Annotated in this window: 17 protein-coding genes; 10 read left to right on the top strand and 7 right to left on the bottom strand. The window is 69.1% G+C overall.

Annotated elements, in window-relative coordinates:
* Window positions 1-34 precede the first annotated feature (34 nt).
* From CQ045_RS18950 to CQ045_RS15450, 5 genes are all read left to right on the top strand, one after another.
* Window positions 35-664 (top strand): hypothetical protein, encoded by a 630-nt coding sequence (locus CQ045_RS18950; RefSeq protein WP_219844439.1) that lies wholly within the window; start codon window positions 35-37, stop codon window positions 662-664.
* A gap of 98 nt (window positions 665-762) precedes the next feature.
* On the top strand, window positions 763-1455 hold the full coding sequence (locus tag CQ045_RS15465; protein ID WP_105725300.1) for an NTP transferase domain-containing protein: 693 nt from the start codon (window positions 763-765) through the stop codon (window positions 1453-1455).
* A gap of 80 nt (window positions 1456-1535) precedes the next feature.
* The gene (locus tag CQ045_RS15460) at window positions 1536-2474 is read left to right on the top strand and encodes a hypothetical protein (protein ID WP_105725297.1); all 939 of its coding nucleotides are present in this window, start codon (window positions 1536-1538) and stop codon (window positions 2472-2474) included.
* 90 nt (window positions 2475-2564) lie between these two features.
* Complete coding sequence (locus CQ045_RS15455; protein WP_374955029.1) at window positions 2565-4154, top strand: acyl-CoA carboxylase subunit beta; 1590 nt, start codon at window positions 2565-2567, stop codon at window positions 4152-4154.
* Window positions 4151-4393 carry an acyl-CoA carboxylase subunit epsilon gene (locus CQ045_RS15450; protein ID WP_308737023.1) on the top strand — a complete coding sequence of 81 codons (243 nt, stop codon included), beginning with the start codon at window positions 4151-4153 and terminating at the stop codon, window positions 4391-4393. The genes CQ045_RS15455 and CQ045_RS15450 overlap by 4 nt, the downstream gene beginning before the upstream one ends.
* A gap of 8 nt (window positions 4394-4401) precedes the next feature.
* Here the strand turns inward: CQ045_RS15450 and CQ045_RS15445 are convergent, their stop codons facing one another.
* The 6 genes from CQ045_RS15445 to CQ045_RS15420 form a co-directional block, all read right to left on the bottom strand.
* Complete coding sequence (locus CQ045_RS15445) at window positions 4402-7431, bottom strand: glycoside hydrolase family 38 C-terminal domain-containing protein (RefSeq protein ID WP_105725293.1); 3030 nt, start codon at window positions 7429-7431, stop codon at window positions 4402-4404.
* A 102-nt stretch (window positions 7432-7533) separates the two neighbouring features.
* Window positions 7534-8733, bottom strand: coding sequence for an ROK family transcriptional regulator (locus CQ045_RS15440; protein WP_105725291.1), 1200 nt, complete (start codon window positions 8731-8733; stop codon window positions 7534-7536).
* Between the two features lie 312 nt (window positions 8734-9045).
* Complete coding sequence (locus tag CQ045_RS15435) at window positions 9046-10053, bottom strand: hypothetical protein (RefSeq protein ID WP_258131093.1); 1008 nt, start codon at window positions 10051-10053, stop codon at window positions 9046-9048.
* Window positions 10050-11285, bottom strand: a complete 1236-nt coding sequence (locus CQ045_RS15430; protein WP_105725287.1) for an ATP-binding protein — start codon at window positions 11283-11285, stop codon at window positions 10050-10052. Before CQ045_RS15430 ends, CQ045_RS15435 begins: the two co-directional genes overlap by 4 nt.
* Window positions 11275-11934, bottom strand: a complete 660-nt coding sequence (locus CQ045_RS15425) for a response regulator transcription factor (protein ID WP_105725284.1) — start codon at window positions 11932-11934, stop codon at window positions 11275-11277. The genes CQ045_RS15430 and CQ045_RS15425 overlap by 11 nt, the downstream gene beginning before the upstream one ends.
* 38 nt (window positions 11935-11972) lie before the next feature.
* Window positions 11973-13220 (bottom strand): class I SAM-dependent RNA methyltransferase, encoded by a 1248-nt coding sequence (locus CQ045_RS15420; protein ID WP_105725282.1) that lies wholly within the window; start codon window positions 13218-13220, stop codon window positions 11973-11975.
* Between the two features lie 23 nt (window positions 13221-13243).
* Here CQ045_RS15420 and CQ045_RS15415 point away from each other — a divergent pair, with 23 nt between their 5' ends.
* Both CQ045_RS15415 and CQ045_RS15410 read left to right on the top strand, forming a co-directional pair.
* Window positions 13244-13882 (top strand): nucleoside triphosphate pyrophosphatase, encoded by a 639-nt coding sequence (locus CQ045_RS15415; protein ID WP_105725337.1) that lies wholly within the window; start codon window positions 13244-13246, stop codon window positions 13880-13882.
* A gap of 78 nt (window positions 13883-13960) precedes the next feature.
* Entirely contained in the window at window positions 13961-15727 is a 1767-nt protein-coding gene (locus CQ045_RS15410; RefSeq protein ID WP_105725280.1) for a biotin carboxylase N-terminal domain-containing protein, read from the top strand.
* An 86-nt stretch (window positions 15728-15813) separates the two neighbouring features.
* On the opposite strand, the gene CQ045_RS15405 is transcribed toward CQ045_RS15410, so the two are convergent.
* Window positions 15814-17262: an NAD(P)H-quinone dehydrogenase gene (locus CQ045_RS15405; RefSeq protein ID WP_181156596.1), complete on the bottom strand. Its 1449-nt coding sequence runs from the start codon at window positions 17260-17262 to the stop codon at window positions 15814-15816.
* Window positions 17263-17310: 48 nt separating this feature from the next.
* Here CQ045_RS15405 and CQ045_RS15400 point away from each other — a divergent pair, with 48 nt between their 5' ends.
* Genes CQ045_RS15400 through CQ045_RS15390 form a run of 3 tightly spaced genes read left to right on the top strand, consistent with a single transcriptional unit; the run spans window position 17311 to window position 20077 of the window.
* The gene (locus tag CQ045_RS15400) at window positions 17311-18144 is read left to right on the top strand and encodes a purine-nucleoside phosphorylase (protein WP_105725278.1); all 834 of its coding nucleotides are present in this window, start codon (window positions 17311-17313) and stop codon (window positions 18142-18144) included.
* Window positions 18141-19811: a phospho-sugar mutase gene (locus CQ045_RS15395; RefSeq protein WP_105725276.1), complete on the top strand. Its 1671-nt coding sequence runs from the start codon at window positions 18141-18143 to the stop codon at window positions 19809-19811. The genes CQ045_RS15400 and CQ045_RS15395 overlap by 4 nt, the downstream gene beginning before the upstream one ends.
* A gap of 2 nt (window positions 19812-19813) precedes the next feature.
* On the top strand, window positions 19814-20077 hold the full coding sequence (locus tag CQ045_RS15390; RefSeq protein WP_105725274.1) for an HPr family phosphocarrier protein: 264 nt from the start codon (window positions 19814-19816) through the stop codon (window positions 20075-20077).
* Window positions 20078-20083: the final 6 nt, after the last annotated feature.

Genomic DNA, 20083 nt, shown 5'->3' with positions numbered 1-20083 from the left:
CCGAGACGACGAAGCAGACGCCTTCGAGGCTGTGGTGCGCGCCGCCGTGTTCTTCGCGGCAGCTGCCCGGGCGGCGGCGGCTGTGCGCGCGGGCGCGCCGGCCGACCCGCTCTTCTCGACAGTCACGTCGATCGACGCCTTCGGAGCGGGCTCCACCACGACCTCACCGGTCGGGGCCGCCTTCTCCGCCGCGGCCTTCGATGCAGCCGTCTTCGCGGCTGTCGTCTTCGCGGCCGCCGTCTTCGGGGCCGCCGTCTTCGACGCTGTGCTCTTCGACGCCCCGGCCTTGGACGCTGCGGACTTCGACGCAGCAGTCTTCGCCGCCGAGGTCTTGGCGGGCGTGCGCTTGGCCTGCGCGGACTTCGCCGGAGTGCGCACGGCAGTCGTCTTCTTCGCGGCCGATGCGGATGCCGGAGGCTGTTTCGAAGGAGAGTCGCTCTTCGCGGACGAGCTCTCCGGGGAGGTTTCGGTTTGGTCCACCTGGGCGGTGCGGTCGTCAGGGGAGGCAGTCACCGTCCTACGGTATCAATGGGTGGCTGCAAGCCAAGGCCGCCGCGCAATAAACTGTCCTCGGATCCCGCAGATCCGATACGATCCGGCAGCGCCGGGAACCCTGTGTGTCCGGTGTGTACTCGATCACGAAATGACAACAGGGGCCCCCTGACCCCGAGCTTCCCAGCCTGAATCGCTACCATGAACGCGGCACGACGAAGTGTCTGGTCGGTTAATCGACCGTGAACACAACTTCCTTTAGGAGCACTCGTGACTCTTCAGACCGTCATCCTCGCAGCCGGCATGGGCTCGCGCCTCGGCCGCGCCCTGCCGAAGCCGCTCACCGAACTCAGCGACGGCCGCACGATCATGGGCCAGCAGCACGACAACATCCGCGCCGCCTTCGGATCGACCGCGCGCATCACCACCGTGGTGGGCTACCGCGCCGAGACCATCATCGACGCCTTCCCGAATGTCAACTACGTCCACAACGAGCGCTACGACGAGACGAACACCTCGAAGAGCCTGCTGCGCGCCCTGGGCGCAACCGGCAAGGGCGGCGTGCTCTGGATGAACGGCGACGTGGTCTTCGACCCGATGATCCTCGGCCGCGCACTCGAGTACATCGAGCGCGACCAGTCCTTCGTGACTGTGAACACCTCGAAGGTCAGTGACGAAGAGGTCAAGTACACGGTCACCGCCGAGGGCTTCATCAACGAGCTGTCCAAGACCGTCAAGGGCGGTCTCGGCGAGGCGGTCGGCATCAACTACATCTCGTCTGCGCACAAGAAGGCGTTCATGCGTCAGCTGCAGCGGGTCGAGGACCAGGACTACTTCGAGCGCGGCCTCGAGCTCGCGATCGCCGAAGACGGCCTGCTGCTCGAGCCGATGGACGTCTCCGACCTGTACGCGGTCGAGATCGACTTCGCAGAAGACCTCGAGCGGGCGAACCTGTTCGTCTGATCACCCGTCCCGAAAGCCCGGCTCCCCTGACGGAGCCGGGCTTTCGGCGTTTTCGCGGGCTGAGTCCTTAGGATCAGTCCATGTCCCCCAAGGTGCACAAGATCCACTCCCTTCCGGACGACGCTCCGTGGGACAAGGGAGTGCCTCCGTCGGGATCGCCGGAGCATCCGATGATGGTGCGCGGTCTCGACCGCGTGCTCTCGATCCAGCGCCCGCTCGTCCTCGCGCACATCCGCAGCATCCGTCTGCGCAACCCGCAGGCATCGCCATCCGAGATCATCCGCATCCTGGAGCGGCGCTACCTCGCCGCGGTGACCACCGGTGGCGCGGCAGTCGGTGCGACGGCGGTCGTTCCGGGCATCGGCACCGGTATCACTCTCGCGCTGTCCGGTGTGGAGACCGTCGGCTTCGTGGAGTCGACGGCGCTCTTCGCCCAGTCCGTCGCCGAGGTCCACGGCATCGCCGTGGCCAATCCGGATCGTGCACGGGCGCTCGTGATGACGCTGATGCTCGGCAAGGAGGGCGTCGACCTGGTCGGACAGCTCGCCGGCCAGGTGACGGGTCGGGGCGGGAGCAGATCGTCGTACTGGGGCGAGCTCGTCACGAAGTCGCTCCCCCGTGCCGCCGTCGGCCCGCTGGTCGACCAGCTCAAGAGCATGTTCGTGAAGCAGTTCGCCGCGAAGGGCGGTGCCTCCGTCGTCGGCAAGGCCCTGCCGTTCGGGATCGGGGCAGCGATCGGAGGCGCGGGCAACCACATCCTCGGACGGCGGGTGCTCACCACGTCTCACCGGGCCTTCGGCGCCGCACCCATCGATCTGCCGCTCGAGCTCGAACCCGTGCCCGGTGCAGAGAAGCTGGAGCTGCGGATGCTGCGGGGCGCACGCTACGCCGGCAATGCGGTGGCCGGTGCCGCGGGCACGACCGTCCGCGGCGTGGAGTGGGCCGGGCGCAAGGTGCGCTCCCTCGGGCGGGCGCCGAAGACGGACCAGGAATTGGAAGCGGGCGACACCGAAGAGTGAGCGCACTGCGCCCGGATCGCCAAAGGATCACGCGACCCGTTGTGCCGAGCATCCAACAGACGGAGCCGACCCGACGATAGGGTGGAATCCGTGACGGACAAGCCCGACCTCTTTACCACCGCCGGCAAGATCGCGGACCTGCGCGCTCGCTACACCGAGGCCGTCGTCGACGCCGAGGCGAAGGCGAAGGAGAAGCAGCACGCGAAGGGCAAGATGACTGCCCGCGAGCGCATCCAGTTGCTCGTCGACCCGGGGAGCTTCGTCGAGTTCGACGAGTACGTGCGCCACCGCACCACAGCGTTCGGCATGGACCGCTCCCGCCCCTACGGCGACTCGGTCGTCACCGGCGTCGGCACCATCAACGGACGAACCGTCGCCGTGTACTCGCAGGACTTCTCGACCTTCGGCGGCTCGCTGGGCGAGGTCGCCGGCGAGAAGATCGTGAAGATCATGGAGTTCGCCCTCGCCGGTGGGATGCCGTGCATCGGCATTCTCGACTCGGGTGGCGCGCGGATCCAGGAGGGCGTCGTCGCCCTCGGCAAGTACGGCGAGATCTTCCGTCTGAACACACGCGCATCGGGTGTCATCCCGCAGATCTCGATCATCATGGGCCCGGCCGCCGGTGGAGCGGTGTACTCCCCCGCCCTCACCGACTTCGTGATCATGGTCGACAAGACCAGCCAGATGTTCGTCACCGGCCCCGACGTGATCAAGACCGTCACGGGCGAAGACGTGGGCATGGAGGAGCTCGGAGGCGCGTACACGCACAACACGCGTTCGGGCGTCTCGCACTATCTGGCCGAGGACGAGGACGACGCGCTCGATTACGCGCGCACGCTCCTCAGCTTCCTTCCGGACAACAACATGGCCGAGCTGCCCACGTACGAGAGCGCTTTCGAGTTCGAGACGACCGACGCCGATCGCGTCCTGAACACCATCGTCCCGGACTCCACGAACCAGCCCTACGACATCCACACCGTGATCGAGCATGTCGTCGACCAGGGCGATTTCCTGGAGGTCCAGCCGCTGTTCGCTCCGAACATCGTGATCGGCTTCGGACGCATCGAGGGACGTTCGGTCGGCATCATCGCCAACCAGCCCTCGCAGATGGCCGGCACCCTGAACATCGAGGCCGGCGAGAAGGCGAGCCGGTTCGTGCGCTTCTGTGATGCCTTCTCCATCCCGATCGTCACGCTCGTCGACGTCCCCGGCTACCTGCCCGGGACCGATCAGGAGTGGGAGGGCGTGATCCGTCGCGGCGCCAAGCTGCTGTACGCCTACGCCGAGGCCACCGTTCCCCTCGTCACCGTGATCCTGCGCAAGGCCTACGGCGGCGCGTACATCGTGATGGGATCCAAGCAGCTCGGTGCCGACGTGAACCTTGCGTGGCCGACCGCCGAGATCGCGGTCATGGGCGGCCAAGGTGCCGTCAACATCCTGTACCGCGGTGAGATCAAGAAGGCCGAGGAAGCGGGAGAAGACGTCGCCGCCGTGCGCACCCGGCTCGCCAACGAGTACACGTACGATGTGGCATCTCCTTTCCTCGCCGCGGAGCGCGGTGAGCTCGACGGAATCATCGAGCCGGCGAACACCCGCGTCTCGATCGCGAAGGCGCTGCGCTCGCTGCGCGGCAAGCGCGCGGACCTGCCGCCGAAGAAGCACGGGAACATCCCGCTGTGACCGAGCAGAACGCACAGGTCGAGGCGTCGGTCCCGGAGGCTCCGATGCTCGAGATCACGCGCGGGACGGCCACCGAGGAGGAGCTCGCTGCTCTGATCGCGGTGATCAGCGAGGCCTACGCGACGGAGGCCGCCGATGCTGTCGCGGACGAGCCCTCCGCATCGGCCTGGAGCCGGACGCAGCGTCCGATTCGCACACCGCTGCGCCGCGACATCCCGTGGGGGCGCTTCTCCGGCTGACCAGGCGTTCAGACGCTGCCGAAAGACGGCTGTCGCAATCGGAGCGTCACCAGCTGGAAAGCTCGCAGCTCGAGCTGCACGGTCTGCGCGGCGACGGCGCGGATCGCCTTCTCGGTGATCTCGCGCTCGAGGAGATCGGTCTCGACGACCGCGTCGAAGCCGAAGGCCGTGCGGAGGTCCGCCACGACCTTGCCGCCGTGAGCCTCGTAGAGCCGGACGATCACGTCGCCGCTGCGATCCTCGGCGAGTTTCACCGCCTCGACGACCACCGCGTCGGATGACACGGAGAGCAGGGGCTCGACCGGGCCCGCCCCGCGGAGCGGGCGCAGCGGCAGATTCAGCCGGTACCCCTCGCGCACGGCATCCGCGATGGAGGAAGCCGGGCGCACGCTGACCAGGAAGGTGTGCTCACCCTGGTCCGCTTCCGGATCCGGGTAGAGAGGCGCCCTCAGGAGCGAGAGCCGCACAGTCGTCGACGTGCCTCCCCCGCTGCGAGGGGAGCGTGTGATGTCGTGACCGTAGGTGGCATCGTTCGCGATCGCGACACCGAAGCCGGGCTCCCCGACGTGCACCCACCGGTGCGCCACCGTCTCGAATCGCGCGGCGTCCCACGACGTGTTGGCGTGCGTGGGGCGGTGCACGTGCCCGAACTGGATCTCCGAGGTCGCCCGGTCCGTGTGCACGTCGAGCGGGAACGCGAGCTTGAGCAGCTTCTGACGCTCGTGCCAGTCCACGGCGGTCGCGATGTCGAGCGCCTCCGCGTCTGCACCGAGCGTGAGGGTCTGCGTGATCCGCGAGCCCCCCGACTCACGGATCACGCAGACGATCGCCGCCGTCGGATGCGGGACGATGTCGACGGACACCGCGTCGGTCACGTCGACGACGTGACGGCGATAGTGCTCGTCGATGTCCCAGGCATCCCATCGGGTCGGCGTATCGCGATGCAGCTGGAGGAGGTTCCCCCGCTCCCCCGCCGCGATCGCATCTCTCCCGGTCGCGCGGGCGACGAGTGACGTCACCAGGCCCGTGCCGTCGATCGCCACCGTCAGGTGCGCGTTCTCCAACACGAAGCCGCTCGTCGTCCGCGTGACCGCCGCAGGAACCCCAGTGCCGTGCACGGCTGCGATCCCCATCGCCGCCGTTCCCTCCCCTGCGTAGGGTCCGGCGTTCGCCACCAGCTCGGCTTCACCCGAACCGGCGACGACCGCCAGCGCCCCCGCGATGATGCGCTCCGTCGAGGCGAGCACCTCGGCGTAGCGTCGTTCTGCTTCCCGATGCACCCAGCCGATGGAGCTGCCGGGCAGGATGTCATGGAACTGCTGCAGGAGAACGGTCTCCCAGAGGCCGCTCAACTCCTCGTACGGATAGTCCGCACCGCGAAGAGCGGCGGCCGTCGCCCAGAACTCCGCCTCACGCAGGGCGTGCTCGCTGCGGCGGTTACCGCGTTTGGTCCTGGCCTGAGACGTGTAGGTGCCGCGGTGGAACTCGAGGTACATCTCGCCCGACCACACGGGAGGGTTCGGATACTCGGCCTCCGCTGCCTCGAAGAAACGGCGCGGAGTCGACAGCGTCACCGAGGGCGAGCCCTCCAGGGAGCGCAGTCGCGCGGCTGCGGCCAGCATCTCGCGGTTCGGCCCGCCGCCGCCGTCACCGTAGCCGAACGGGACGAGCGAGGTGTTCGCCCGCCCCTTCTCCGCGTACTGCCGCTCCGCCCGCGCCAGCTCCTCCCCGGTGAGCTGTGCGTTGTACGTGTCGACCGGAGGGAAGTGCGTGAAAATCCGGCTCCCGTCGATGCCCTCCCACTGGAACGTGTGATGGGGCATCGCGTTCGTCTCGTTCCACGACATCTTCTGCGTCAGCATCCACCTCGATCCCGCCGCCCTGGCTATCTGCGGCAGCGCGGCGGAGTACCCGAACGAATCCGGCAGCCACACGTCGAGCGGTTCCACGCCGAACTCCTCGAGGAAGAAGCGCTTACCGTGGATGAACTGCCGGGCGAGCGCCTCGCCACCGGGCATGTTGGTGTCCGATTCCACCCACATGCCCCCCGCGGGCACGAAGCGGCCCTCCGCGACAGCGAGGCGCATCCGCTCGAACAGCTCGGGCTGGAACTGCTTCATCCAGGCGTATTGCTGTGCCGAAGACGCGGCGAAGGCGAAATCCGGGTCCTCCTGCTGCAGCGCGAGCACGTTCGAGAACGTCCGCGCGACCTTGCGCTGCGTCTCTCGCACCGGCCACAGCCACGCCGAGTCGATGTGGGCGTGTCCGACGGCGTGCACCCGGTGCGCGGAAGCCGACGCGGGCCGAGACAGCACGAGGGCGAGCTCGGCACGGGCGGCGGATGCCGTGCCGGAGACGTCCTCGGGATCCGTGGCGTCGATCATCCGCTCCAGCGCGCGGACGATCTCCGCGCGACGGACCGAATGCGCCGGGAGTTCGTGCAGCAGCGAGCGCAGCACCGCGACATCCTGCAGCAGCTCCCATACCGTCTCGTCGAGCACGACCACGTCGGCCCGACGGAAGGTGTAGAGCGGCGTGTCTCCCGCCGTCTCCCACTCGCCGAGAGAAGTCGGCCGGAAGTACCGGAACCCCTCGGCGATGTCGGGGTTCGCCGCCGCCTCCAGGTAGAACTCGAACGCGTCGCCCGCGGCGCCGTCGAGCGGAACGTGAGCGTTGCGGGGTTCGACGGCCTTCACGATCGACCCGTCGGGACGGTACACGGTGCCTTCGGCCTGAAAACCCGGCTCAGCGCTGTCGAACCCGAGGTCGAACAGCAGCTCCGCGCGCCGACCGTCGCCGACCGCAGGGATCACCCCGGTGATCCGCAGCCACATCGTGCTCCAGGCGCGGCCCCACGGTGTGCCGATGAGGAACGGGTCGAATCTCCGGGACACCGCCTCGTCGAAGGAGACCGGCTCCCCCTGGGCGGTCCACGACGAGAGCTCGAGTCCAGTCGTGCTCACGTGCAGCGACGGGCGGAGACGTTCCACCACGAAGCGCTCGAGACGCGCTTCGACCAAGGCGGAGTCGTCATGCATCGGGGTTCCGATCGCTGAGGGGATGACAGATAATACATCGATTAGACTTATTCTTGTCAAGCCTTCGGGGCGACGGGGGTGATGCGGTCGGCGAGCAGCCGGTCAGCGATCGAGCAGCAGATCCGAGGCGCGAGGGCTGAGGACCGAATCGAGCACGACGCACGCTGCTCCCACCGCGCCGACGTCGTCGCCGACCACGGTGCCGTCCACGGGCAGCGGACGCACGGCGCGCGTCGCACTCGCCCGCTCGAGCAGAGCGGGGATCTCGCGGAGGTACACATCGGAGAGCCGCGACCAGAACGGTCCTCCGAACACCACGCGATCCACATCGAGCATGTTCGTCAACACGGCGGTGAGCACCGAGGTGTGCACAGCCGCCTGTCGAAGCACCGCGAGGGCGGGGGCTTCACCGTGAGACGCGCGTTCGCACAGCTGCGAGAAACGCTCATCGACGGCCGCGACGTCGCTCACCTCCCGGTCGTCCTGGAACACCCCGACACGTTCGGCGTGCTCGACGATCGCCTGCGGCGTGCAGACGACCTCCACGCACCCCCGCGAACCGCATGAGCACGGCGGGCCGTCCGGGTCCACCATGATGTGCCCGACCTCGCCCATGTTGCGGGTGCTGCCGGGAATCGCCTCCCCGTCCCTCGCCACAGCCGCCCCGATCCCGGTACCGAGATAGACGAACACGAACGAGTCGCCGGCCGATCCCCGTCGCGTCCAGAGCTCACCGACCGCAGCCGAGGTCGTGTCCTTCTCCAGCACGACGGGGAGTCCCGTGGCCTCCGCGAGCACCGCACGCAGCGGCACTCGGTGCCAGCCGAGCAGCTTCGGCGGATCGATCACCGTGCCCTTCTCCGCATCGAGCGGACCGGGGGCCGCCACCCCCACCCCGGCGATCCGCGTCCGGTCGACCCCGGATTCCTCGATCAGCGCGTCGATCGTGGCGGCCATGGCCTCGACGATCCGCCGCGGATCCTTCGCCGGGGTCCGTACGCTGAGTCGCCGCACGACCTCGCCCGAGAGATCGAGCAGCACGAACGTCATCAGCGCGGGGTCGAGGTGGACCCCCACGGCGAAGCGACTGTCGGCGTTGAGCCGCAACGTGACTCGCGGCTTGCCCGGACCGTTGATGGTTCGTCCCGCCTCACGGATGAATCCGTCTTCGAGAAGTCTGCGGGTGATGTTGGTGACGGTCTGCGCCGAGAGCCCGGTCGCCGCCGCGAGCTCGATCCTGCTCAGCCCCTCGCCGGACTGCCGGATGGCCTCGAGGATCACCGACTGATTGAAATCACCCATCCGCGGAAGGTTGGTTCCCCGACGCGTTCCCATCGTCCAATGATCCCCCATGACCGGGGAATCCGTGTCCCCCAAAATACCTACAGACAACCTTTGCGTGAGCCATCAGACTGAGGGAGACGCTTCGCGTTCGGCTGGTCTCTCTGTCCCAGGGTAGACAGACGCTGATCGGCCACCAGCGGATGGTTTTCGGGTAACTGTCCGCACGGCGAGGGGCTGGCGGATTCGCCGCCCCTCGCCCACTCTCTCCATCCTCGACTCCGGTCACCTCCCCAGGCCGGGGCCGAGGACGCTGTCGTGCCGAGGCCGTCGTCAGAGCGCCGCCCCGTCCCGCAGGATCTCGTGCCAGAGGTCGACGGAATCATCATCGCCGGACGAACGCGAACCGGCGCGGCCGACCACCGTCACCGCGACACGCGGATCCCGCGCGGAGCGGATGATGAGGCGAGCAGTCTGCGCGCGGGTGAGGACGGCCGCGAGTTCATCCCGGATCTCCCGGCGACGGGCCTCGTCGATTCCGTCGAAACCGCCCTCGTCGAACACGGTGACGCTCGCGCCTCGTCGCCGTGCGGCTTCGATCGCGTTGCGCACGGCATCGTTGAGCAGATCGGCACCGCGCAGCTCATCACGCAGACGCCCCTCCGCGAGCCGCGCATCCAGCCGCTCCTGCTCGGTCAGAGATCCGCGAGCAGCGACGACGCGGCTCAGCACCGGTCCGGCGACGGCGAGGGCGAACTGCGTGCGCAGACGCCGCTCGCGTTGGCGCACGCGCTGCGTGGCATGCCAGGCGGAGACCGCCTGCTGGATCTCGGCGAGACGCTCGGTGTCGCGGACCGCCCGGTCCCAGAACATCACGAGAAGTCTCGCCACCGCCACCCACATGATGGATCCGACCACACCCAGGCTGAGCGCGACACCGAAACCCAGATACACGGATGCGGCCACCACGAGCACCGCGAGCGTCAGCCAGCCGATCAGAGCGCGCCGACGGACGACGCAGACGACGCCGAGCAGGCCCAGCGCACCGATATACCAGGTGGCGAACGGGGCCGTGCGGTCGACCGGTTCGAGGGACAGCGTGACGAGAACGGGGATGACAGCACTCGTGAGCAGCGCGAGGAGGGCCGACCACAGAGGCATCCGCACCGATGCGCCGTCGCCCAGGATGGCGATGTTCACCACGACCAGGTAGAGGCCGATCGCGACGACCATGAGCAGCGGCGCCGTCGGCTGCTCGATCCACCAGACGGCCCGCGCGACGAAGTACAGCGCGAATCCTACGGCGAGGGACGTGGCGACACTGCGGACGGTGCGGTTCACGAGCGCTCCCAGCCCAGCGTGACCGTCGTCCCATGCTCATCCGACCGGATGTCGGCGGTGCCGGCGACACCCGCCATCCGCGCGAAGATCGATGCGCGGATCCCGAGGCGGTCCGCCCCGATGGCCCGCACATCGAATCCCGGTCCGGCATCCGACACGGTCACGGCGATCCCCTCGTCACCGTGGCCCTCCGCGACGATGTGCAGCCCGCGTCCGTTCGCGTGCGAGACGGAGTTGCCGATCGCCTGCCGTGCGGCGAGTACCAACGCCCGTGCGGCGCGCCCGGGGATGAGTCCGATGCCTCCGCGCTCCTCCACGATGGCGTCGGCGCCCAGTTCCGACAGCGCCCGGCGCAGCTCCACGACGATCTGCGCGGTGCCGACCGGCTCGTCGCTCCCCTCCTGCGCGACGGCGGCCTCGGTGTTCGCGAGACGGGTGAGAGCCTCCCTGGCCATCGCGACGGCGAGCTCCTTGGCGCGCTCGCTCTCTGCACGCTCGGCGGCGATCAGAGCGGCCAGCACGCTGTCGTGCATCAGGGCCGACATCGCGGCACGCTCCTCCTCCGCCGCCGCGGCCGCCGCGGCCGTGGAGTACGACGCCACCGCCTGCCCTCGCGCCTCGTCCACACCGGCGGCGACGGAGCGGAACATCCAGCCGAGGGAGATGATGACGACGCCGAGGATGAGGGTGAAGGACACGTCGAACGCGGTCGTCACCCAGAACTCGCGCGAGAACTCCCCCTGCACGAGGCGCACGTACCCGTAGACGAAAGGCATCACCACCGCCCACGCGAACTGGATCCGCATCGGGAACGCGAGCATCGCCGCGACGACGCCGACGTTGACGAGAAAGAAGATCCATGGCTGATCGTCTGCGCCTTTGTCGGACGGGTCGACGACGGTCGGCCACGCGGCGAGCGCGAGGACGTAGACCACGGCGAAGATGCCCGAGAGCATACGCACGCCTCGGCCGATCAGACACGCCACCAGCATCGCCGTGAGCGGCACGAACACCACGACGAGCATCACGATATGCGCCACATCCCCCTGAGACAGGGTGTTCACCGCCGCGAACAGGGCCTGCGCGCCGAGCACGGCGGAGCCGATCGCGACGACGATCGCGAGGATCCGCTCCATGCGCTTGCCGGTGAAGCGCTCGAACGCGGTCTCCGTGCTGCCGGGAGAGGGGATCTTGCTCCAGGCGTCACGGATGCTGAGCGGCTCAGCCGGCACTCGGCGCCCCGTCTGCCGCGACGATCCCGTCCTCCATCGCCCTGCGCAGCAGGTCGACCTTGGTGGGCGCAGGACGCCCGACCTCGACGTACTTCACACGGACGCGGGTGATGTTCTCCTTGGCCGTGGAGTACGCGACGCCGAGACGTTCGGCGACCGCCTTCAGGGGCAGGCCCGTGGCGTACAGGCGGAGGACCTCGCGCTCGCGGGTGGAGAGCTGCGCGTCCGCGAAGGCGCGATCGCCGTCGACGGCGCTCGCCCACTCGACGTTGTTGAGGGCTTCGCCCTGGGCGACGGTGCGGATCGCGTCGAGGACATCGTCGAGCGCGGAGGACTTGCTGACGACTCCGGCGGCTCCGGCGGCGAGCGCCTCCCGGACGGCCGCCGGCCGATCGGCGACGCTGTGGATCACGACGCTCGCACCGTCGTTGACGAGCGACGCCACGTTCTCGGTGACGGTCGTCCCGTCGCCGAGCGTGAGGTCGAGGACGACGACATCCGCCGGCGAGACCGCGGACGACGCACGCCATTCCAGATACGAGCTCACCGTGCTGCCGGAGAAGACCACCGTCTGCGCGTCACGCGCGCATGCGGCCTCGAGGCCGAGGCGGACGGACTCGTGATCGTCGATGAGTGCAACCGTGCTCATCCACACAGCCTACTGAGTCCCCCGGAAGGGGAGATCGCTCACCGCGTGAGGAGTGCGACGACCTCGAAGTGGTGCGAGTGCGGGAACAGCTCGAAGCCGCGCAGGCGATCGACGTTCCATCCGAGCCCTCGGAAGGTGCCGAGATCGCGAGCGAGGGCGACGGGGTCGCACGCCACGTACGCGATGGCCTCGGGACCGAGGGCATGCACCGCCTCGACGACCTGACGGCCCGCTCCCGCACGCGGCGGGTCGAGGATGACGGCGCCGGTGCGGGTGCCGCCCGTCCGCGTCGCCAGGAACCTGTCGACGCGCGCCGTCACCGCGGTCACATCGAGCGGGGCGAGGTTCGCGACCGCGTGCTGGGTGGCGCGGGCGCTCGACTCCACGGTCACGATGTCGGTGCCGCCGAGGTCGGCGAGGGTCGCGGCGAAGAGGCCGACGCCTCCGTAAAGGTCGTAGTGGGTCTTCTCCTCGTCGACGTATCCGTCGAGGATGCCGTACACGGCGGCGTCGAGCACGGATGCCGCACGCGGGTGCACCTGCCAGAAGCCCGTCGCGTCGACCTGGAAGCGACGGTCGTTGACGATCTCCTCGATCACCTCGGGCGTGGGACGCTTTCGGAAGCCCCTCTGGACCCGGGGTGCGCGCTCGGTCTCCTCGCGCCGGATGATGCGCACGTCACCGTCGGCGGGCTCGACGAGCTCGATGCGACCGGGAGCCTCTCCGTGCAGCGCGAGCGCGGCTTCGGCGATGGCGGGGCGAGCCAGCGGGTGCGAGGTGACGGGGATGACCCGGTGGCTGCGAGCGGCGAACGGCCCGGCCTCTCCGGTCTCATCGACGTGCAGGGTCACGCGGGTGCGCCATCCGAGGCCGTCTCCCGACTCCACGGACTCGATCTCCGGAGCGGTGAGCCCCTCGCCGGCGAAGCGGTCGAGGGCTTCCGACAGCACGCGGCGCTTCAGCTCCCGCTGATGATCGAGATCGATGTGACCGAGGTCGGCGCCTCCCGGACGATCGGCGGGATCGCGGGACACATCGGCCTCGGCCCACACGTGGGGACGCCGATGCTCCGAAGCCTCGAGCACCTCGATCGTCTCCGCCCGCCAGAAGCTGCGGGTCGACGCATCCGCCCCCTCCTGCGGGGGGATCACCCTGGCACGCACGCGTTCGCCGGGGATGGCATCGGAGACGAACACCACGCGCCCCTCGTGGCGGGCGATGAAGGTGCCCCCGTGTGCGATGCCGGTGATGTCGAGCTCGAGCACGTCGGCTGGGGAGGAAGTCATCCTTCGAGGATACGGTGGTGGACATGCGCGTCTGCCTCGCCTCCACCTCCCCGGCCCGACTCATGCTGCTGCGGCAGGCGGGCATCGAGCCCCTCACCCTGTCGCCCGACGTCGATGAAGACGCCATGGCCGCCGCTGCCCAGGCCGACCGTGGCGCGCCGCTCGCGCCGGAGGAGCTGGTGCTGCTGCTCGCCAGGGCGAAGGCCGCTGCCGTCGCCCGCCGACTCTCCGAAGAGGGCGAGTTCGACGGTCTCGTCATCGGCGGGGACTCGATGTTCGCGCTCGGCGGGCAGGTGTACGGCAAGCCGTACACGCCGGAGGAAGCGACCAGGCGTTGGCAGGAGATGCGCGGCGCGACCGGGATCCTGCACTCCGGACACTCCGTGTTCCGGGTATCCCCCGGCGCAGAGCCTGCCGAAGCGACCGCCGTCGCCGAGGCGGCGGTGACGTTCGCCGACGATGTGAGCGACACGGAGATCGCCGCCTACGTCGCTTCCGGCGAACCACTGCACGTGGCGGGAGCGTTCACGGTCGACAGCCTGGGCGGCGCCTTCATCACCCGCGTGGACGGAGACCCGTCCACGGTCGTGGGCATGTCCCTCTCGACGGTGCGACGCCTGGCTGCCGAACTCGGCGTCCGGTGGACGGACCTGTGGTCGTAGACTCCCCTCCACGTTTTCGCGTCTTTCTTGTGGAGAGTCGTCAAAAGGATCGGGATCGTTCTCGCTAGGCTGGCAACCATGCCTGCTATCGCCAAGGTGCTCATCGCCAACCGCGGCGAGATCGCCGTCCGCATCATCCGCGCCGCCCGGGACTCCGGGATCGCATCGGTCGCCGTCTACGCGGACCAGGATCGCGACGCCCTGCACAGCCGTCTCGCCGACGAGGCCTACGCCCTCGGCGGCTCGACCAGCGCCGAAACGTACCTGCAGATCGAGAAGATCCTCTCGGTCGCCCGCCGCGCCGGTGCTGACGCCGTGCACCCCGGCTACGGCTTCCTCGCCGAGAACGCCGAGTTCGCCCGCGCGGTCATCGATGCCGGGATGATCTGGATCGGACCGTCTCCCGAGGCCATCGAGGCACTCGGCGACAAGGTCACCGCGCGTCACGTCGCCGAGAAGGTCGGCGCTCCCCTCGCTCCCGGCACCCCCGGTCCGGTGGAAGGCGCCGACGAGGTCATCGCCTTCGCGAAGGAGTTCGGTCTCCCGATCGCGATCAAGGCCGCATACGGCGGCGGCGGGCGCGGGCTCAAGGTGGCCCGCGAGCTCGACGAGGTCGCCGAGCTCTTCGAGTCCGCCACGCGCGAGGCCGTCACGGCCTTCGGTCGCGGTGAGTGCTTCGTCGAGAAGTACCTCGACAAGCCGCGCCACGTCGAGACCCAGTGCCTGGCGGACGCCGAGGGCAACGTCGTCGTCATCTCGACGCGCGACTGCTCGCTGCAGCGCCGCCACCAGAAGCTCGTCGAGGAGGCGCCCGCCCCGTTCCTCACGGACGAGCAGAACGATCTCCTCTACTCGGCATCGAAGGCCATCCTCAGGGAGGTCGGCTACGTCGGTGCAGGAACCTGCGAGTTCCTGATCGGCGCCGACGGCACGGTCTCCTTCCTCGAGGTGAACACCCGCCTGCAGGTCGAGCACCCGGTCTCGGAAGAGGTCACCGGCATCGACCTGGTACGCGAGCAGTTCCGCATCGCGGCCGGCGGCACCATCGACTACGACGACCCGACGCCCCAGGGGCACTCGATCGAGTTCCGCATCAACGGCGAAGACCCGGGTCGCGGATTCCTCCCCCAGCCCGGCCCGATCCACGTCTTCAAGACCTTCGGGGGCCCCGGCATCCGCCTCGACTCCGGCGTCACCGCCGGGGACTCGGTGTCCGGAGCCTTCGACTCGCTGCTCGCGAAGATCATCGTGACCGGCAAGGACCGCGCGGAGGCGCTCGAGCGCTCGCGCCGCGCCCTCGACGAGTTCGAGGTCGCCGGCCTGCCCACGGTCATCCCCTTCCACCGCAAGGTCGTCCGCGACCCCGCATTCACGGCCGAGAACGGCGAGTTCGGCATCTTCACGCGCTGGATCGAGACGGAGTTCGTCAACGACATCCCGGCCTGGGACGGCGAGCTCGAGTCGCCGACATCCGCCGAGTCGCGCCACACGGTCGTCGTCGAGGTCTCCGGCAAACGTCTCGAGGTGAGCCTTCCCGATCGCGTCGCGGCGGCCCCCGGCACCGCTGGTCGCCCCGCCGTCGTGCCGCCGTCTCGACGCAGTCACGCCACCACCGCGAATGCCGGAGCATCCGGCGACGCGGTCAAGTCGCCCATGCAGTCGACCGTCGTCAAGATCGCCGTCGCGGACGGACAGCAGGTCGTCAAGGGCGACCTCGTCGTCGTGCTCGAAGCGATGAAGATGGAGCAGCCGCTGCAGGCGCACAAGGACGGCGTCATCGGAAACATCAACGCGGATGCGGGAGCCACGGTCTCCGCCGGTCATCAACTGCTCACGATCAGCTGACCCGTCGACCAGCTCCGGGACCGGATCCCGAGAACGCGAATAGGCGCCCCACCGAGGTGGGGCGCCTATTCGCGTTCTAGCGGCTGTCAGGAGATGTTCACGAGGTGCATCGCCCGGCTGGCATCCGTGATGCTGCTCGACAGCGAAGGGTATGCCGCGAAGACCCGGGAGACCTGATCGACCGTGAGCCGGCGCTCGACGGCGACCGCGATCGGATAGATCAGCTCGGAGGCCTTCGGAGCCACGATCACGCCGCCGATCACGGTGCCCGATCCCTTGCGCGCGATGAGCTTGACGAAGCCGTCCTTGATGCCCATCATCTTCGCTCGGGGGTTGGCCGCGAGCGGGAGCTTGTAGACCATGCCGTCCGCGACGCCGTCCTCGACGTCCTTGACCCCGTATCCGACCGTCGCGATCTCCGGCGCGGTGAAGATGTTCGAGGTGATCTTGATGAGCTCGAGCGGGATCACGATGTCGCCGAGCGCATGGAAGACGGCTGTGCGCCCCTGCATGGAGGCGACCGAGGCGAGCGGGAAGAAGTTGGTGCAGTCCCCGACCGCGTACACGTTGGGCACCGATGTGCGGGCGACCTTGTTCACCCGGACATGTCCCGAGTCGTCGAGCTCGACGCCCGCTTCCTCCAAGCCGATCCCGGCGGTGTTCGGGATCGAGCCCACCGCCATCAGGCAGTGGCTCCCCTCGACCGTGCGGCCGTCCGACAGTGTGACGGTCACGCCCTCCTTCGTGGCTTCGACCTTGTCGGCACGGGACTTCGAGAGCACCTGCATCCCGCCGCGCTTGAACACCTTCTCCAGGACGCCCGCCGCATCCTTGTCCTCACCGGGGAGGACCTGCTCGCGGCTGGAGATGAGCGTGACCTTGGCACCGAGATTCATGTACGCGGAGGCGAACTCCGCGCCGGTCACGCCCGAGCCCACCACGATGAGGTGCTCCGGGAGCGCCTTCATGTCGTACAGCTGGGTCCAGGTGAGGATGCGCTTGCCGTCGGGTTTCGCGGAATCGAGTTCCCGCGGTGAGGCCCCCACGGCCACGACGATCGTGTCGGCCTCGACACGGTCGAAGTCGGTGCCGCCCTGACCTGTCGACACCACGATCGCGGTCGGTCCCTCGAGCCGTCCGTGACCGGAGAGGATCCGGACGCCGGCTTCGAGCAGTGTCGCTCGCATGTCCTCCGACTGCTGACCCGCGAGCGCGATGAGACGCTTGTTGACGGCAGCGAGGTTGATCGCGATCTCGGGTTTCAGCGGCTTGCCGTTCTCCCCCTTGGCGTAGAAGTTCACGCCGAGGTCGCTCGCCTCGGAGATCGCGACGGCCGCGTCGGCGGTGGCGATCAGGCTCTTCGAGGGCACGACATCCGTGAGGACAGCGGATCCGCCCACCCCCACGCGCTCGACGAGAGTGACCTCGGCCCCGAGCTGGGCGGCCGCGAGAGCCGCCTCGTAACCGCCGGGACCGCCGCCGAGGACGGCGACGCGCTGAGTGCGCTCGAAAGTGGTGGAAGACATGGAATCCATTCTCGCGCAATCCTGGCACCCGAGCCTGCACCTTCCTAGAGTGGATCCATGCCCGAAACGCACAGCAACCCTCTCGACGACCCGACTGCGAACCCGTTCGAGGTCGCTTCGCAGGCCGCCGCCGACATCGCACGTCTGACCGGGGTCGAGAACCATGACATCGCCCTCACCCTCGGCAGCGGCTGGGGCAAGGCCGCAGACATCATCGGCGAGACCGTCGCGACCATCCCCGCGACCGAGGTCACCGGCTTCTCCAAGCCCGCGCTCGAGGGCCACGTCGGCACGCTGCGCAGCATCCGCACCCCGGGCGGCAAGAACGTCCTCGTCATCGGGGCGCGCACCCATTACTACGAGGACCACGGCGTACGTCGTGTCGTGCACAGCGTCCGCACCGCCGCGGCCACGGGAGCCAAGATCATGGTGCTCACGAACGGCGCCGGGGGCATCCGCGAGACCTGGACGCCCGGCCAGCCGGTGCTGATCAGCGACCACATCAACCTGACTGCCGACTCGCCTCTCGAAGGCGCGACCTTCATCGACCTGACGGACCTGTACGCGAAGCGCCTCCGCGACATCGCGCGCGGCATCGACCCGACGCTCGACGAGGGCGTGTACACGCAGTTCCGAGGGCCGCACTACGAGACTCCAGCCGAAGTGCAGATGGCGAAGCACATCGGCGGCCACATCGTCGGCATGTCGACCGCTCTCGAGGCCATCGCCGCCCGCGAGGCCGGCATGGAGGTCCTCGGCTTCTCGCTCATCACCAACCTGGCTGCCGGCATCCAGCAGACTCCGCTGAGCCACGCCGAGGTGATCGAAGCCGGTCGCGAGGCCGAGCCGGTGATCTCCGCGCTCCTGGCCAGGGTTGTCGAGGCGCTGTGAGCGAGGAGCGGCTCGCGCAGGCACGCGCCTGGTTGCGACAGGACCCCGACCACGAGACCCGCGATGAGCTGTCCGGGCTGATCACGCGCGCCGCCGCCGGTGAGGACGCGGCGGTCGCCGAGCTGGATGACCGGTTCCGCACGCGCTTGGCGTTCGGCACCGCCGGTCTTCGCGGCGAGCTCGGCGCCGGGAGCAACCGGATGAACCGCGTGCTGGTCGCTCAGGCCGCGGCAGGTTTCGCCGCGTATCTGCGTGAGAAGGCCGACGGCGGCACCCCCACGGTCATCATCGGCTACGACGGTCGGCGCAACTCCCGCGTGTTCGCGACGGACTCCGCCGAGCTGTTCGCCGGGGCGGGTCTCCGCGCGATCCTGCTCCCCCGGCTGCTGCCGACGCCCGTCCTCGCGTTCGCGGTTCGCCACTTCGGCGCCGACGCCGGGGTGATGGTGACCGCGAGCCACAACCCGCCGAACGACAACGGCTACAAGGTCTATCTCGGCGGCGCGGACCAGGGGTCCCAGATCGTCGCTCCCGCGGACGCGGAGATCGCCGCCCACATCCAGCGCATCGCGGAGGCAGAGGCGGTCACCGCCCTCCCCCGCTCCACGGCGTACGAGACCGCCGGCGAGGAGGTCGTCGACGCCTACATCGCGGCGACCGTCGCGGTGGCCCCCGCTCCCGCCGGCACCTCCGGAATGCGGTGGGTGTACACCGCGATGCACGGGGTCGGCTGGGAGACCCTGTCGCGTATCGTGCGCGAGGCAGGCTATCCGCAGCCGTTCGTCGTCGACGAGCAGCTCGCCCCCGATGCCACGTTCCGGACGGTCTCGTTCCCGAACCCGGAGGAGCCGGGGGCGATGGACCTCTCCTTCGCCAAGGCACGCCGCGTGAAGGCGGACTTCATCCTCGCCAACGACCCGGACGCAGACCGCCTGGCCGTCGCCGTGCCGGACGAGACGGCACCGGACGGCTGGCGTCGCCTGACCGGCAACGAGGTCGGCCTCCTGCTCGGTGCGCGTGCCGCGCGTGCCGCGGCCGGCACCCCCGGCGCCTCGCTCGCGTGCTCACTCGTCTCGTCCCCCGGTCTGGGCGCGGTCGCCGCCCATCACGGGCTGGACTTCCACGAGACCCTCACCGGATTCAAGTGGATCTCCCGCGCCCCCGGAATCGTGTTCGGCTTCGAGGAGGCCCTCGGCTACCTGGTGAATCCCGAGACCGTCCGCGACAAGGACGGGGTGTCCGCTGCCGTCGCCGTCCTCGGCCTCGCGGCCGAGGCCCGAGACCGCGGAGCCACGCTCACCGACCTGCTTCAAGAGCTCGGCGACACCTACGGACACTTCGCCAGCGGCCAGGTATCGGTCCGCGTTGAAGACCTCGCGGTCATCGGCAACGTCATGCTCGCACTGCGCTCCCTTCCTCCGACGCACCTCGCCGGACGCTCGGTCACCTCCGCCGAAGACCTGCTGCAGGCGGCTCCAGGGCAGCCCGCCGGCGACGTGCTGCGGTATCGGCTCGGCGACGGCTCGCGCGTGATCGTGCGACCGAGCGGCACCGAGCCGAAGCTCAAGGTCTACATCGACGCCCGCGCGGATTCGGCAGAGAGCGCACGAGAGGCCGTGGCAGAGCTCGAGGCCGGCGTCCGATCCCTACTCGACGAGCGCTCCTGAGCATGTCGGTCAGACGCGTGGTCGTCAGCGCGCACAACGGCGTGCACGCCCGTCCGGTGGCCGAGCTCGTCCGACTCGCGCAGTCCCACGGCTCCCCTGTGACGCTGCGCACGTCGGATGACACCACCGTCGACCTCAGCAGCGTGCTCGCCGTGATGGATCTGGCCATCGCGCCCGGCGATGCCGTCGTGCTCGAGACCGCGGAATCCGAGACCTCCGAAGCCGTGCTCGACCAACTCGCCGAGGTGCTCGCGCCACGGGAGTGACGGCGT

It is taken from the genome of Microbacterium sp. MYb66 (genome assembly GCF_002979435.1).
Classification (GTDB): Bacteria; Actinomycetota; Actinomycetes; order Actinomycetales; family Microbacteriaceae; genus Microbacterium.
The sequence above is the reverse complement of the archived record's forward strand: the minus strand, read 5'-3'. Positions and strand labels throughout refer to the sequence as shown.

Excerpts from the sequence above, each read along its gene's own strand:
- CQ045_RS15460 (WP_105725297.1), top strand. The coding sequence starts at position 1,536 with ATGTCCCCCAAGGTGCACAAGATCCACTCCCTTCCGGACGACGCTCCG.
- CQ045_RS15445 (WP_105725293.1), bottom strand. The coding sequence starts at position 7,431 with ATGCATGACGACTCCGCCTTGGTCGAAGCGCGTCTCGAGCGCTTCGTG.
- CQ045_RS15440 (WP_105725291.1), bottom strand. The coding sequence starts at position 8,733 with ATGGGTGATTTCAATCAGTCGGTGATCCTCGAGGCCATCCGGCAGTCC.
- CQ045_RS15425 (WP_105725284.1), bottom strand. The coding sequence starts at position 11,934 with ATGAGCACGGTTGCACTCATCGACGATCACGAGTCCGTCCGCCTCGGC.
- CQ045_RS15420 (WP_105725282.1), bottom strand. The coding sequence starts at position 13,220 with ATGACTTCCTCCCCAGCCGACGTGCTCGAGCTCGACATCACCGGCATC.
- CQ045_RS15415 (WP_105725337.1), top strand. The coding sequence starts at position 13,244 with ATGCGCGTCTGCCTCGCCTCCACCTCCCCGGCCCGACTCATGCTGCTG.
- CQ045_RS15410 (WP_105725280.1), top strand. The coding sequence starts at position 13,961 with ATGCCTGCTATCGCCAAGGTGCTCATCGCCAACCGCGGCGAGATCGCC.
- CQ045_RS15405 (WP_181156596.1), bottom strand. The coding sequence starts at position 17,262 with ATGGATTCCATGTCTTCCACCACTTTCGAGCGCACTCAGCGCGTCGCC.
- CQ045_RS15400 (WP_105725278.1), top strand. The coding sequence starts at position 17,311 with ATGCCCGAAACGCACAGCAACCCTCTCGACGACCCGACTGCGAACCCG.
- CQ045_RS15390 (WP_105725274.1), top strand. The coding sequence starts at position 19,814 with ATGTCGGTCAGACGCGTGGTCGTCAGCGCGCACAACGGCGTGCACGCC.